General features: G+C 35.3%; 9 protein-coding genes. 1 reads left to right on the forward strand and 8 read right to left on the reverse strand.

Annotated elements, in window-relative coordinates:
• Positions 1-38: 38 nt before the first annotated feature.
• From C8C84_RS00495 to C8C84_RS00510, 4 genes are all read right to left on the reverse strand, one after another.
• Positions 39-992, reverse strand: a complete 954-nt coding sequence (locus C8C84_RS00495) for a MoxR family ATPase (RefSeq protein WP_121311659.1) — start codon at positions 990-992, stop codon at positions 39-41.
• 68 nt (positions 993-1,060) lie between these two features.
• The gene (locus C8C84_RS00500) at positions 1,061-2,488 is read right to left on the reverse strand and encodes a peptidylprolyl isomerase (RefSeq protein ID WP_121311660.1); all 1,428 of its coding nucleotides are present in this window, start codon (positions 2,486-2,488) and stop codon (positions 1,061-1,063) included.
• Complete coding sequence (locus C8C84_RS00505; protein WP_121311661.1) at positions 2,451-3,299, reverse strand: peptidylprolyl isomerase; 849 nt, start codon at positions 3,297-3,299, stop codon at positions 2,451-2,453. Before C8C84_RS00505 ends, C8C84_RS00500 begins: the two co-directional genes overlap by 38 nt.
• Complete coding sequence (locus C8C84_RS00510) at positions 3,300-5,273, reverse strand: peptidylprolyl isomerase (RefSeq protein ID WP_121314926.1); 1,974 nt, start codon at positions 5,271-5,273, stop codon at positions 3,300-3,302. It abuts the gene before it with no gap.
• Positions 5,274-5,527: 254 nt separating this feature from the next.
• Between C8C84_RS00510 and C8C84_RS00515 the strand changes: the two genes are divergently transcribed.
• The gene (locus tag C8C84_RS00515) at positions 5,528-7,117 is read left to right on the forward strand and encodes a peptide chain release factor 3 (protein ID WP_121311662.1); all 1,590 of its coding nucleotides are present in this window, start codon (positions 5,528-5,530) and stop codon (positions 7,115-7,117) included.
• A 93-nt stretch (positions 7,118-7,210) separates the two neighbouring features.
• Here C8C84_RS00515 and C8C84_RS00520 read toward each other — a convergent pair whose 3' ends face one another.
• The 4 genes from C8C84_RS00520 to C8C84_RS00535 form a co-directional block, all read right to left on the reverse strand.
• Entirely contained in the window at positions 7,211-7,435 is a 225-nt protein-coding gene (locus C8C84_RS00520; protein WP_121311663.1) for a signal peptidase, read from the reverse strand.
• A 40-nt stretch (positions 7,436-7,475) separates the two neighbouring features.
• Positions 7,476-12,050 carry a YDG domain-containing protein gene (locus C8C84_RS00525; protein ID WP_121311664.1) on the reverse strand — a complete coding sequence of 1,525 codons (4,575 nt, stop codon included), beginning with the start codon at positions 12,048-12,050 and terminating at the stop codon, positions 7,476-7,478.
• Between the two features lie 659 nt (positions 12,051-12,709).
• On the reverse strand, positions 12,710-12,937 hold the full coding sequence (locus C8C84_RS00530) for a signal peptidase (RefSeq protein WP_121311665.1): 228 nt from the start codon (positions 12,935-12,937) through the stop codon (positions 12,710-12,712).
• A gap of 46 nt (positions 12,938-12,983) precedes the next feature.
• Positions 12,984-16,505: an S-layer family protein gene (locus C8C84_RS00535; protein ID WP_121311666.1), complete on the reverse strand. Its 3,522-nt coding sequence runs from the start codon at positions 16,503-16,505 to the stop codon at positions 12,984-12,986.
• Positions 16,506-16,709: the final 204 nt, after the last annotated feature.

The raw sequence follows: 16,709 nt of genomic DNA on the forward strand, positions 1-16,709 counted from the left end.
CTATTTTAAAAACAGATAACGAAAAAAAATCGAAATTATTACAATAACTTATCAATAATCATTTCTTCGGTGATTCCTTCGGCGTCTGCTTTATAGTTTTTGATGATTCTGTGGCGAAGAATTCCGGTCGCAACCGCTTTTACATCTTCAATATCGGGAGAGAATTTACCATTAAAAGCTGCATTGGCTTTGGCAGCCAAAATTAAGTTCTGAGAAGCTCTAGGTCCTGCACCCCAATCTAAATAATTGTTGACATATTCAGACGCTAAATTTCCTTTCGGGCGCGTTTTTCCAACCAAAGTTACCGCATATTCAATTACATTATCGGCCACCGGAACGCGGCGAATTAGGTGTTGAAAATCGATAATTTCTTGAGCCGAAAACAACGGATTGATGACTGGTTTTTCATCCGAAGTAGTGCTTTTTACGACCTGTACTTCTTCTTGATACGAAGGATAATCTAATTTTATGGCAAACATAAAACGGTCTAATTGTGCTTCCGGCAAAGGATAAGTTCCCTCTTGCTCAATTGGGTTTTGCGTTGCTAAAACAAAGTAAGGCAAGGCTAATTTATAGTTCTGACCAGCAATCGTCACCGAACGTTCCTGCATCGCTTCTAATAAAGCGGCTTGGGTTTTTGGTGGCGTTCTATTGATCTCATCGGCCAAAATGATATTGGCAAAAATGGGTCCTTTGATAAATTTGAACTGTCTGTTTTCATCCAAAATCTCACTTCCTAAGATATCAGAAGGCATCAAATCGGGAGTGAACTGTATGCGCTTGAAATCTAACCCTAAAGCTTGTGAGATGGTGTTTACCATTAACGTTTTGGCCAAACCGGGAACACCAACTAACAAGGCGTGACCACCGGAAAATATGCTTAGCAAAATTTGGTCAACCACATCGTCTTGACCTACGATTATCTTAGCAATTTCTTTTTTAAGCTCTAAACGTTTTTGAACTAAATTTTGAATGGCAGCAACATCAGACATGATTATTTAGGATTTTAAGATTAAGTCTCGAAGGTTCGAAATTAGGATTTGAAAGTTCTAAATTACACTTATTTTTTTTGCCAGTTATTAATAAACAAACAATCTTGGTATTCTCCATTAATTTTAACGTAGGTTTCCTTGATTTTTTCCTCAGACCATTTTCCAATGGCTTTGATTTGTTTTTCTTTTAGTGCCAAATCTTTGATTTTGATGTAATCTTTGGAATAATCAGCGGTATGCTCATTAATTCTATTGGTTACGGTAATAATTTTATACTTTTTCCCGGTTCTTGGATCATCATCTAAAATTGGTGACGTGATGGCATTGTCTTTTAAATTAGACACTTCGCTGTATAAACTCGGATCCATTTTAGTCAACTCAAAATGCGTATCTTGTGTTTTTGGATTGATTAACGTTCCGCCATTAGCTCTGGTTTCTTTTTCGTCTGACATGGTTTTGGCCGCTTCGGCAAAAGTGATTTCACCGCTTTCGATTTTATTTTTGATGGTAAGAATCTTTTCTTTAGCGTCTTTCAAAGCTTGGTCAGAAACTTTTGGCATCATTAAAATATGTCTCAACTCAACTTCCTGTCCTTTAATTTTTTCGACCATGATAATATGATAACCATATTCCGTTTCGAATGGTTCTGAAATTTCGCCTTCACCTAAACTAAAAGCCACATCTTTGAATTCTTTTACGAATTGTGTTTTCCTGTTGATTTTATAAAAACCACCTGTTGGCGCAGAGGCTTTGTCATCAGTGTAAATTACGGCTCGGGTTTTAAAACTTGCTCCTGCCAAAACTTCTGCTTTGATTTCTTTTAATCGGTTAATAACTCTTTGTTTTTCTTCTTGAGAAATTTTAGGCGTAATTACAATTTGGGCTACTTCCATTTCAGCACCAAAAACCGGCAACTCATCTTGTGGAATAGACTTAAAGAAATTACGGGTTTCTTCGGGAGTGATTTCAACGCCATCGATGATTTTTTTTCTCATCTCCATGGTCAATTTATTGGTTTTGATGATATCAAATAACTCACTTCTGAAATCTTCTTCATTGTCTTTTTTGAAATAGTCTATCACCTTATCCATTGTGCCCAATTGCTCCACCATGTAACCAATTTGTTCGGCCATTTTTTCCTTAACCTCTTCATCTTTAATCACGATACTATCCTGAATGGCTTGGTGTGCGTATAATTTTTCTTCCAATAACTTGCCCAACATTTGACAACGGGTAATGTCTTTAATAGATTGCCCTTGGCTTGATAATTCTAAAAATGATTTGTCAATATCTGAATCTAAAACAATATAATCACCAACAGTAGCGATGATTCCGTCGACTTTAACCTTTTTTGAGGATTTGGTTGGCTGAACTGTTTTTACAGAATCCTTAATTATTTCTTGAGCATTGGTTGAACCAACTGTAATAATTGTAGCAATAACGGCTACTATGAGTTGGCTATTTATATATTTCATAATCCTTGTTTTTAATGGCATCATCGGTAATCTCTTTTTCAAATTTCTTTATTAATTCTAATTTTCTTTTGTTCAATATAACTTCTTTCAAAGTGGGTTTGATGTATTCAAACGGCGAAATTTGATTCTTATCAATCACATTGGTAATTTTGATTAAATAGACATCTTCGTTTGACTGAATCTCCGCCTTTCTTCCCGGCCGAATGAATTCATCTCGGTTATCCGGATTGATTACCGGTAATTTCGCATAAACCTGACTCATGTCAACCCAAATCGAGTCGTTCAAAGCAAAGCTTTTAAATTGCAAAGCATAAGTGTCCCAAAACTTTTTGTCTTTTTTATTATAATCAAAGAACTTGCTTCTTATGGTGGCAAAACGAGGATTATCTTTAGCCAAATTAACAAACCGCAGTCGAACTAAGGTTCCGTTGGTTTTAAAATTCTCCTTGTTTTCATCGTAGTATTTTTTTAACTCTTGTTGTGTTACTAAAGTATCTACGGTATTTTTAACCACTTCTTCTATATACGCTTTGGTATATAAATCTATTTTGTATTGCTTAATTAAAGCGTTGTATTCTCCTTTTTTCTTTTCGCTTAGGTTTATTTCGGCGGCTTCAATAAGCAATTTTTGACTTGCCCAACGATTGATAAAATCTCTAACCATAAGCACGCTGTCCTCTTTTGAAGTTCCGGCAGGAACTAAAGTAGCGATATCAGATTTATACAAATAACTTTTTCCGACTCTGGCAATGGATTCCGTTTTTTGTTCCGGTTGAAAATAATTACAAGAACAAAACAAAACCATTATTAAGAAAAGGCTATTTCTAATCATTTATGGATTCAACTGTTTTTTTACTTTTTCAAAAACATCTTTATTGACTTTAACCACAAATTCTTGTTTCAAATCATCAACCCATCTTTGCTCCAGATATTGCTGATAATCATTCACTATTTTCCCTCTGCATTCGTCTAAAGTTTTAATTCCTTTTGGCATTACTTTGTCCACTTTGGTAACAAAATAATATTCTCCTTCTTTTTGAATATCTGAAATACCTACTTCAAACTTCGTACTTTTTGGCAAAGCGTCATTTCCTTCTTCAAACACGCCGCTATTGCTCATTACGTTGACTACATTTCCAATATTTAATTTTTCTTTGATTGCCTGTACTTCTGTTCCTTTCTTTAACAAAGCCAATGCTTTTTTAATCTCATCCATTTTAGTAGACGAAAGAATTGTAGCTTCCACTCTGTTTTTCCATTGGTGTTCTGTTTTGTGCTCTTCGTAGAATTTTTGCAAACCAATCGTATCTGTTTTGGCTCTTTCCCAAATTTCTTTTTCCATCAAGTCGAAAAGCAACAAACCATCACGGTATTCTTCCATTACGTTGGCAAATTCTAAAAATTCAACTTCAAGATTTTCATCATAATAAGCCGTCAATTGATTGTCTAAGAATTTCTCATACAAAGCATCAACCAATTTAGCAACAGGTTTAACCGCCAAGCCTGATTTTTGCTGTTTGTCTACAAATTCTAAAAATGCATTACCATCAATTTTTTTATTGTTGATCGTTAACAATGCAGCTGCATAGTCTTTAGCATTCTCCGGTTGCTTCCATTTTGCGTCATAAAAATCATTGGTAACCAATTTCGAAAGAATAGCATATTGCTTATTGTCTCTTTTATGGGTATATTTTTTTCTTAATTTTTCATTTAAAGAAGCAGTTATTTTCTTAGATCGGTCGTCTTTACCGATTTTGCCTTCCAACTCAATTTTCATTTCATCCAAGGTACGCACCGGATGCTTTTGGATTAACTTAACGATATGCCATCCGAATTGGGATTGGAATGGTGTCGAAATTTCATTTGGTGTTGACAATGAAAAAGCCACATTTTCAAATTCTTCCGAACTTAGTTGACCTGAGCTGAATTTATTCAAAACGCCACCTTTTGAAGAAGACGATTTATCTTCAGAAAACTGTTTGGCTAAATCCTCAAACTTTTCACCTTGTTGGATTTTTTTGTAAATCTCATTAATGGTATTTTTTGCTTGATCTTGTTCTTCGTCTTCAGATTTTGATTTTGGTTTCAAAACCATGATATGCGCTACCGTAACTTCTCCACGGTTATTTCTAATATCTTCCACTTTAAGGATATGATATCCAAAACGGGTTCTGACAATTTTGGAAACTTTCCCTTTTGGCGTGTTGAAGGCAGCATTCTCAAAAGCATACACCATTCTGAAAGCTGAAAAGTAACCTAAATCACCTTTGTTTTCTTTAGCTGATGGATCTTCAGAATATTGAACAGCTAAAGCACCAAAATTTTCTTCCGCTAGTGCTTTCTTGCTGATGTCTTCTATCTTTTTATAAGCCTTTAAAGTGTCTTCAGGAGATGCATTTTCATCAACTAATATAAGAATATGAGAAGCTCTCACTTCTTTTTGCAAACGATTATAACCTTCTTCAACCAATTCTTGGGTGATTTTAGTATCGTTAAAATAGTTTTTGGCTAATTGAGTTCGGTAAGATTTTAACTCATTTTGATATTTTGGATTGTCTTGTAATCCTAATTTACAGGCTTTATTGACTTTTAATTTGTAACCTACGAAGAGCTCTAAATACTGGTTTAAATCTTTCTGAGATTCGTCTTTTACTAAATCGAGATTTTTTTTGTAAACCCTTGCAAATTCGTCAGTATAATAAGGCTTATCATTGACCGTAAACAAAACTTCTTTTGAATTATTTTGCCCAAATCCGGCAATTGACATTGAAAAGAACAATCCTAAAAAAAACTGTTTTAAACTCATGCTTTTATAATTTCTATTAAAAACTTTACAATTAAATATTTGTTTTTTTGAACAGCCAAAAGTGCTTTGGTTTATCAAGATAACAATCAACAAAAGTAACAATTCAAACACATTATACAAGTATCGAGCCTACTATTAACAAAATTTTATTAACAGAACTTTTACCTTATTTTTTATTAAAGAAAACTGAGCCAAAATACATGCCTAAATAATGAGTAAATAATAGTATTTTTGCAGACAATTTATCGAAAATCATGAGTTTTTTAAAAGAAATACAACGCCGCAGAACTTTTGGAATTATTTCGCATCCCGATGCCGGAAAGACTACACTAACAGAGAAGTTACTACTTTTTGGTGGAGCAATTCAAGAAGCCGGAGCGGTGAAGAACAATAAAATAAAAAAAGGAGCCACTTCCGATTTTATGGAGATTGAGCGCCAAAGAGGAATTTCGGTAGCGACTTCGGTTTTGGCTTTTAATTATAAAGACAAAAAAATTAACATTCTCGACACACCTGGTCACAAGGATTTTGCCGAAGATACTTTCAGAACTTTGACTGCTGTTGACAGTGTTATAGTTGTTATTGACGTTGCAAAAGGTGTTGAGGAACAAACCGAAAAATTGGTTGAAGTTTGTAGAATGCGAAAGATTCCAATTATTGTTTTCATCAATAAGTTAGACCGTGAAGGAAAAGACGCTTTCGATTTAATGGATGAAGTCGAACAAAAATTAGGTTTGACTGTTACGCCTTTGAGTTTCCCTATCGGAATGGGTTATGATTTCCAAGGAATTTATAATATTTGGGAACAAAACATCAATCTTTTTAGTGGTGATAGTCGTAAAAACATAGAAGATACGATTGCTTTTTCAGACATTGAAAGTCCGGAATTGGAAAAAATAATTGGTGAAAAACCGGCGGTAAAACTAAGAGAAGAATTGGAATTGATTTCAGAAGTGTATCCGGCTTTTGACAGACAAAGTTATTTAGAGGGTACTTTGCAACCGGTGTTTTTTGGTTCGGCTTTGAATAATTTTGGCGTTAGAGAATTGCTCGATTGTTTTGTTGAAATTGCGCCAACGCCAAGACCAAAAGAATCAGAAACCAGATTGGTGAATCCTGAAGAAGAAAAAATGACCGGTTTTGTGTTCAAAATACACGCCAATATGGATCCGAAACACCGCGATAGATTGGCTTTTGTCAAAATTGTATCGGGCACATTCGAAAGAAACAAACCTTACACGCACGTAAGACTTAATAAAAATTTAAAATTCTCCAGTCCGAATGCATTCTTTGCTGAGAAAAAAGAGATTGTTGACATTTCGTATGCCGGAGACATTGTGGGTTTACACGATACCGGTAATTTCAAAATCGGAGATACTTTAACTGAAGGAGAAGTAATGAGCTTCAAAGGAATTCCGAGTTTTTCTCCGGAGCATTTCAGATACATTAATAACGCCGATCCTTTGAAATCTAAACAATTAGACAAAGGTGTTGACCAATTGATGGATGAAGGTGTAGCGCAGTTATTTACCTTAGAAATGAACAACAGAAAAATTATTGGAACCGTTGGTGCTCTACAGTATGAGGTAATCCAATATCGTTTGGAGCATGAATATGGCGCTAAATGCAGTTATGAGAATTTCCCTGTACACAAAGCTTGTTGGGTAAAACCAACTGATCCTAAGAGTGAAGAATTTAAAGAATTTAAAAGAATCAAGCAAAAATTCTTGGCACATGACAAATATGGTCAATTGGTATTCTTGGCCGATTCAGAATTCACAATACAAATGACACAAAGCAAGTTTCCTAATGTGAAGTTGTATTTTACTTCAGAATTTGACTAGTTCCAAAAAGTTGTACAGTTAAAATTTTAAACCATCCATTTTACTCAAATCATGAATATAATGGATGGTTTTTTATTGAAATTCTATTTAAATTTAAACAGTTCTTCTATTCTTTTTATAGGTGTAAAAAACAAACAAAACACCTACAATTAGCAACAAAATTAACTTTGCATTTATTGGTGCCGGTTGAGGATCACCTCCACCTTCAACACCTCCGTCACCACCACCACCGTCATCACCGTCACCGGGCTGTGCGAAAGCAACAAAATCTGAAGCTAATAAAAAAGCGACTAAATATAATTTTAAAATATTCTTCATAACAATTACTTGATGGTTTTTTAATTTTTTTAAATAAACATTATCTCATTACTTTTTTAGTCACAACCGACCCTTCTTGAGAAGTAATTTGAACCAATAATACTTGATTGGTCTGACCAGCTTTTATAGTGGTTTGTGAAGCATTGATTCCTTTACTTTCTGATAATAATCTACCTCTTATATCAAATACTTTTACAGCAGACATTACCACATTACCAGTATTAATTACTAAATCATTAGCTTCATTTTGGTAAACAACTACTTGGTTATCATTAAATATTGGTGTATCAACACCTAAAGACAATTGGTAGACTATCTCAAAACGAGAAGAGAATGTACCGGCATCAGTGCTAAAATTATAAGCACCTGTGGCTAAATTGTGTGTGGTAGAAGTCAAATTATCACGTAAATAAATCAACTGACCTTCTGCAAATAAACCTGAAGAATGATCTATCGAAATACTGTAATTCCCCGCTGTCCCAACCTTGTATGATAATGGTACTACATCAGTAGGTTCAAAACTTGGTCTACTTTGAACAGAATATTCTCCTGTATTTATTAAACTTGTCAAATAAAAATCTTTATTGATATTTTCCCCATCCATTCCTCTATCAAAATCCAAAGTTCCTTCTTCGCTATATCCAACAGCCATTTGACTAAAAATACCAGTGTTTGCATTTAAATTCAACCAATACAAACCATTATTTACTGTATTTACTGTTTGAGAATTTCTAAAAAACTGATTTGAATTCGAACTTCTTCTCATACCATTGGTAAAGCTTATAGAAGAACCACTATTGACTTTAACAAAAAATCCTTGTCCAACATTGATAACCCAATCAGCTTCAGCTCCATTTCCATTAGGGAAAAAACCTGTTCCTGTATCACCGCCCAATGCCCCATTAGCTACATAAGCAGTTTTAGTAAGTGTTGCGTAGGAAGTTGCTGCATTATCATTCGTTTTTCTCCAGAAGTATAAAGTACCAGATATGTTAGCATTACCATCAATAAAATCAGGAACACTGATTCGGGATGGATATGGATTTCCAACCGCATTATAACCGTAACCAATTATAGGTTCTCCCGCTGTAGAAACTGTAACAGGTATATCGCCATTGTTTGGAACTCCGCTAAAAGTACCTGTCCAAACAGTTGGAGCTGTCGGATGATTCCAAGGTGATCTTATAAGATATCCTTTTGCTGTAGCAAATTGAACATTGTTAGTATCTGTACCGCCTATTCCGGTTACAGGATCAGCCCCTGAAATAGAAAACCCTAAACCACTATTGTTATAAAAATTGGTAGCAGTAAGATATTGATAAAAACGGGTTGATAATGTTAAAGGTGAAAAAGCATATAATCCTTGTCCTGTTACCGGTGAAGACCATAAAGTATAATCAAAACGGTTTATTGCTGAACTGTTTCTTTTTATGGTGATATTACCAATATTATTATTGACTGTTCCCTCTTGAATTAAATTGGCATTGTTTTCAACTACAAAATCTGCTGCGGTCATATTATTTATTAGTCCACCTATAACCGTAATATCGTCCCCATCATTTATTGTAAATGAACCCGAGGTTAATGTTAATTTACTTGCGGTAAAAACGCCATGTTCATTAGTATTATATATGCCCTGTATAAAAGCTTCGATAGTGGCAGTAGGCCCGGTAACGTTTGACCATTCTGTTCCATTCCATGTCACAGTAGCTTGATTTGTAACAAGGTTAATTTCGTCAGAATTACCTGTAGTAAATAAACCGTTTACAGCTCTGACTTGGTAATAGTAATTTGTATTAGCATTTAAACCGGTTACGTTATATGACGTTAGTGGTGCATTAATTGAAAATGGCGAACCGGCAACTGGAGTAATTGTCAGTGTATTTGCAACTACTTTTATATCATCTAAAAAGAATCTTGCATTACTGGTTTGAAATGCTCTAAAAGTAATTTGTGTATTAATAGTTGCATCAGTAACTTGAACGGTGTAATCCGAGAAAGCTCCTTTTATCATTGTAACAGAAGAAACATCCAAAGTTCCACCACCTGTTATTTCTAATAGTAAAGTGGTTTGTTCTGAACCTCCATTCCAAGCACCAGCTCTAAAAGTTAAAACTGCATTCCCTGCAACCCCAAATACTGGAGTAGTCAGAGCACCTCTTGTACTACCTGCTCCCATTTTGGCACAATTATCCCCTCTGTATCCTGCTGTATCAGACCAACCAATTAAATCAAAAACTTCTGTGGCTATTGTGCCACTCCAACCTCCTGAATTTCCTCCGGTTCCATTTGCCGAACCTAAATCAACCCATGTAAATTGTTGATTTAAAATTTCTGAAGAACCACCTGATTTTGTATAAACATCCAAAACATAACTGGCGGCACCGGGAACCGCATCCCAATTAGCAGTAAATCCATTATTCAAAATATTTGTAGCCTCAACAGTTATATCTGGCACATTTAGTACCGCAATATCAGCTGTTAGTCCGGTAGGTTGCAACAGCGTATAGTTAGCGGAAGCCGAACCAGTCAAAGTGTAGCCCGTAACAGCAACAGAAATTCCTGTACCTGGAGTTGCAACTGCGAAAGCGGCTGAATATGTCTCATTTAAAACAACATTGCTTTCCTCTCCACTCACTACTCCTACTAATGTTGGAGTCCCCGATAAAGTAGCTGCTGTCGTGCCGTCTTGAACTTTGTTGTTCGCTGTTATATCAATTATCGTTAAGTTCTTTTTGTTTACGGTCAATGTCTGATCCACAGTTGTAGCAGCAGTGTAATTAACATTTCCTGTCTGAGAGGCTGAAATGGTTGTTGAACCTTGTCCAATAATGGTAATTGTATTACCTGAAACTGTTGCAACATCAGTATTAGAGCTTACATAAGAAACGGTCAATCCGGAGCTGGCAGCGGCTATTAGTTCAAAGGGGGCATCTCCATAAGTCGACGGAGAAAGCGCACCAAAGCTAATGGTTTGATTCGCTTGATTGATTGTTATGCTGATTGTCGCAGGAGCACTTGCACCTCCCGCATTACTGGCGGTAAAATCTACATTGAATATACCAATCTGAGTTGGAGTTCCGGAAATTTCACCAGATGTAGTATTTAAATCCAATCCTGTTGGCAAACTTCCGCTAGAAATGGCATAAGATGTTGGTGAGTTGGTTGCCATAACAGAATAAGAGAAAGCAGAATTATAATTTCCTACAGGAGATCCGCTTGAAACTACGGGAGCTACTGCACCTGTAGTTGTTCCCTGATTGGTATCTCCAAAACCAGTTTCCACCTGATCTCCATTCCTTGCCTTCGTTTTAAAAATATAAGTAGTAAGACTAACCAATCCCTTTACCGTAACCGTTCCCCAGACATCGGCTGTCTGCCAAACTGCTGTGGCTCCTAAAAAACCATTCGCTTGAACATACTGTCCATCCGTTTCAATAGCAAAAGTAGTATTTGCCGGATTTAAATTAGTTGTTGTACCGTCAAGCGTAACATCAAGTGTTGTTGCCTGTGGATTAGTCACAACCAAAGCACCAGGTACATTCGCCAAAGTATAAAAATTAGATTCATTCCCATAAGAGGTTCCTGCAGAATTGGTAGCATAAGCTCGATAGTAATACCTAGTATTAACATCCAACCCTGACAAAATGCTAATATAAGATCCTGTGCCTGTACCTGTTGTAACTACACTATTTGAGAGTGTTGGAGAAGAAGCTGTATTATAGACCAAACCACGAGCAGTAACTGTAGCACCACCATCAGCGGTAACATCCCCACCAGAAGAACCACCATCTACCGAAATTGATGAGGCTGTTGTTGTGGTAACCGTTGGTGCTATTGTACCAGCGGGAACAGCACTTGCCCAAGTAGTTCCTATATTTATAGCGTCAATTGACCCAACTGGTGGCGTTGCTTGTCTCACACTTATGGCATTTAATGCTGTAGCATCTGTACCTGCAGTTGTAGTCTGTAGTGGAGTTCCTGCTAAAGCTTCCGTACTTGCAAATGATGGCAAAACCCATAAATCAACCCTGTCATTTGAACTACCGGCAATAAATGTATATTTAACAACTAATAAATAGGTTGTTCCAAATTCAAAATTGGTAGCAACCGCAGTTGGATTTGCTGACTTGTTAATCCCAAATCGTAATACTGAACCACTTTTTTGTGCTAACACTCTTGTACTAAAGGAGGCAGAATTAAAATGTAAAAAATACTCAGTACTCGCTGAGGTTGTGGAGGTAAAATTTACCAAACAACTCATATATACTGTCCCAGAATTTTGAGATGTAAAAGTTCTGTTAATGTCCGCAACACCATTCGAAGCCAAAGTCATGGAACCTCCAACACTTGACCCTGCATGTCCAGTAAAAGCTAAGCCTGCATTAGTGTATTGCGGATAGAAAGTAGACCCGCTATGTGATGACCAGTTTGAAGTTGCTGCAGTTATGTTTCCAGGTATTGTGTAACTAAAATTTTCAGTTAACAATTGCCCATGTGAAACTAAACTTGTTAGAAAAACAAGGATAATTGCATTTTTTTTTAAAAGATTTCTACTTAAAACAAAAGTAATCTCGGTAAAAATTTTCATAGATGTTATAGTATTAATTTTCATATTCTTTTATTTAACTTTCAAAACCGAAGCTAAATACTTATAAAAATATGTTTTTTTTAAAGTTCAACCAGTTTCAGTAATACCATTCAAATGGCAGGCAAACCTACGGTAAAAATCGATTAAGAAACATTATGAAACGGTTAAATCAACAAAAATATTTTTTTTATAATAAAAATAATGTTAAAAAAAGACTGTGTCAATTGTTTGGTCATATAAACCTCATATTTTTTTACTTTATTCATAATTTAAAAAATAGAGATTATTTGAAAGTGGAGAAATAAAGGAAATTTTATAAGTGAAAGAATTTTATAATTTCCAAATGAAAGGTTGTCTTACTAAAAACGTCAAAATTTAACGAAACTAAAAGTTGTTCTGTATTTTTGATTATATAAGGGATTGTCTAAATAGGTACGTGTTACACCAATACTTTTCAATCTTTTGTGTGTTGGAGTATTGAAAAATTCACGATTGCTTCTTTTGATTGAGTCAAGCTGAGTGAGATGACAATAACTTTAAATCTGAAAAGTTAAATATTTAAAGATGAACAAATTATTTTTTTGATTGATTAATTAGCTATATTAAAAAAATCAAAAAAAAGCCAGCAATTTATTTCAACATGGAATAAATTGCTGGCTTATAGATTGATTTAATATCTAAACCTAAACGGCTCTTTTGTGCTTTCTATAAGTGTAGAATACAAATAAAACACCTAATACCAATAATAATATTAACCTACTATCGATTGGAGCCGGTTGAGGATCACCACCGCCTTCAACACCTCCATCGCCGCCGCCGCCGTCATCACCGTCACCGGGCTGTGCGAAAGCAACAAAATCTGAAGCTAATAAAAACAGAGCGACGAAATAAAACTTTAAAATATTTTTCATAACAATTACTTGATTTTTTTACTATTTCTTATTTTGACAAGCAAAATTATCTTATTACTTTTTTAGTTACAACCGGCCCTTCTTGAGAAGTAATTTGAACCAATAATACTTGATTGGTCTGACCAGCTGTTATAGTGGTTTGAGAAGCATTGATTCCTTTGCTTTCTGATAATAATCTACCTCTTATATCAAATACTTTTACAGCAGACATTACCACATTACCAGTATTAATTACTAAATCGTTAGCTTCATTTTGGTAAACAACTACTTGGTTATCATTAAATATTGGTGTATCAACACCTAAAGACAACTGGTAAACTATCTCAAAACGAGAAGAGAATGTACCGGCATCAGTGCTAAAATTATAAGCACCTGTGGCTAAATTGTGTGTGGTAGAAGTCAAATTATCACGTAAATAAATCAACTGACCTTCTGCAAATAAACCTGAAGAATGATCTATCGAAATACTGTAATTCCCCGCTGTCCCAACCTTGTATGATAATGGTACTACATCAGTAGGTTCAAAACTTGGTCTACTTTGAACAGAATATTCTCCTGTATTTATTAAACTTGTCAAATAAAAATCTTTATTGATATTTTCCCCATCCATTCCTCTATCAAAATCCAAAGTTCCTTCTTCGCTATATCCAACAGCCATTTGACTAAAAATACCAGTGTTTGCATTTAAATTCAACCAATACAAACCATTGTTTACTGTATTTACTGTTTGAGAATTTCTAAAAAACTGATTTGAATTTGAAATTCTTCTCATACCATTGGTAAAGTTTATAGAAGAACCACTATTGACTTTAACAAAAAATCCTTGTCCAACATTGATAACCCAATCAGCTTCAGCTCCATTTCCATTAGGGAAAAAACCTGTTCCTGTATCACCGCCCAATGCCCCATTAGCTACATAAGCAGTTTTAGTAAGTGTTGCGTAGGAAGTTGCTGCATTATCATTCGTTTTTCTCCAGAAGTATAAAGTACCAGATATGTTAGCATTACCATCAATAAAATCAGGAACACTGATTCGGGATGGATATGGATTTCCAACCGCATTATAACCGTAACCAATTATAGGTTCTCCCGCTGTAGAAACTGTAACAGGTATATCGCCATTGTTTGGAACTCCGCTAAAAGTACCTGTCCAAACAGTTGGAGCTGTCGGATGATTCCAAGGTGATCTTATAAGATATCCTTTTGCTGTAGCAAATTGAACATTGTTAGTATCTGTACCGCCTATTCCGGTTACAGGATCGGCCCCTGAAATAGAAAACCCTAAACCACTATTGTTATAAAAATTGGTAGCAGTAAGATATTGATAAAAACGGGTTGATAATGTTAAAGGTGAAAAAGCATATAATCCTTGTCCGGTTACCGGTGAAGACCATAAAGTATAATCAAAACGGTTTATTGCTGAACTGTTTCTTTTAACTACTGTTGCACCAGAACCTGTATTATCAACATCATTTACTTGGATTAAATTAGCATTGTTTTCAATAGTTAAAGTTCCATCATTATCAATAATGTCTGTAACTGTTAAATCGTATAATGAAGTTACTTTTAAAGTAGTCCCGGAATCTAATGTCAAACTATTAATTGTAACATCCGAAGATATTTCCGGGTAGTTAGCCGCTGTGCTGATTACTACATTTGATGAAGCAGTTGGCACACCACAACTCCAGTTTGAGCCAACATTCCATGCTGTACTTGTAGTTCCTAACCAAGTGTTTCTAACTGCAATTGTTGCTGTTGATGATGATGCGCTACAACCATAACTATTGGTAGCAGTAACAGTGTAAAATGTATTAACTGTTGGCGCAACACCTGTCGGGTTTTGCAATGAAGAAGTAAATCCTGAAGGCGTTGATGTCCATGCGAAAGTTGCCGGTGGTGGAGTTGAAGACATTCCTGTTACAGAAACATTATCGATTGCCCAATAATAACCCCATTCTGCATGATACTTGAAACGAATAAAAACCGTAGCTTGATTCAAATAAGAAGACAGATCAAACGTTCCTAACACAAAACCAGTAGAACTACCTACAGTAGCTGTATATGAAGGTGATAATGTAGTCCATGTAGTTCCATTAACAGAAACCTGAACATCTGCATTATCATTTGCATTGTAATCTCTATAATAATGATAAAAATTTAAGGTCGCAGAACTTAAACCTACTGTACTAAAAGATGGAGATGTTAATGCTGTATCCGTAGTACTACCACTGCCTTGTGCATCACTATTACTCATATAAAACTGAGTATTGTCAATACCTTTAAAATTAACACTACTAATAGTGTAATCATTTCTCAAAGTCCATGCAGCCAAAGCTGGATTACCGCCAGAACTTGTATTAGTTGTAGTCCAACCAACAGGTGTTCCGTTAAAATCCTCATTTAGTCGCACAACCGATGTAAGCTCCGAATTGGAATTAGCACTAGCCGTTAAATCAACAGTATCTCCTGAGCAAATTGTAGATGCGCTTTCTGTTGCTATAACTGATGTAGGCGTAGGATTAACAACTTGTGTTTTTGATGCTGAAACCGTTCCACACGAACCACCGGTTGTTGTCAAAGTTAAGGTAGCAGTTCCTTCATAATTACTTGGTGGTGTCCATGCAGCATTTAATGTTGTGGCATTCGGAGAAAAAGTTCCTCCAACACCACCATCAGACCAAATAGCGCCAGTTGCTGAACCACCTCTACTTCCACCCAATGGTGCAGATGTACCACCTTTACAAATAGCTGTTAGAGCACTTCCTGCATTTACTGTTGGAAGTGCACATCCTTTAATACTGACACCAGTCATTGAAGGAAGTGAAGTACCACTTAATTCCACTAAACAATTAGAAGAAGTATTACTTGTTGGCAAAGTAGTATAATTGGCTATGGCTCCATTAATTCCAAGATCATTTGAAGTTCCTGAAGTATTAAAAGTACCTGTCTGTTGATTTACTGACGTAAAGCTATTAAAATTATCAAAATTTCTATCACTAGTGCTACCTACTCTACAGGAATTCACTAAAAGAATTGCTTGATCACCTGCATTAATAGTTAAATTAGTGCTAAATTGGAAATCAGAAATAGCAGTAGTACTATTATAAACTCTGGTATTTGTAATGGAAGTCGTTTGGTCTACATAATCAAAAACACCGACCCACACAGAATTTAAGGCTGTTGTACCATTACTAATACTGTAGGATAGTGTAGTATTAGAAGCCAAATCTAGATCTGATTCTTTAAGATAATAAATCGCGGTATGTTGTCGGTTTGATGTAGCTAAATCTCCATTTGCCAATGTAAAAGATCTTCCACCATATGTGAGTGTGATACTTCTGCTACCAGCAGTAGTTCTAGTAGTAGCTATCGCGACAACTAATAACCTATTAGAATCTGTTCCTGTTGGAACAACATAAGAAGGAGTTCCTGAATTACTTGTGCCATTATAAACATTTGTCCAATTGTTCAATATAGACACTTGCGCAAAAGATTCATTTGCAAAGAATAACATCATCAGAAAAAACACTGTTGTTTTTATCTTAGAATTTTGTAAAATTGTTTTCATGTGCAGAAATTTTATTTTTAGATTTGAGTAAATAAATATTGAGCGAAAGTATTTGATACATAATCATCAAACAATTAAAATTGTTCAATGGTAAAAATTATCGTTGTAATCTACATATTTAGCAATCAAAACTAAATTTAAACCATAATTTCGTCTTACTAATATGATTTTTAAAACAGCCATTCGCCACAAACGTTAAACGAT

Source organism: Flavobacterium sp. 102 (assembly GCF_003634615.1).
Taxonomy (GTDB): domain Bacteria; phylum Bacteroidota; class Bacteroidia; order Flavobacteriales; family Flavobacteriaceae; genus Flavobacterium.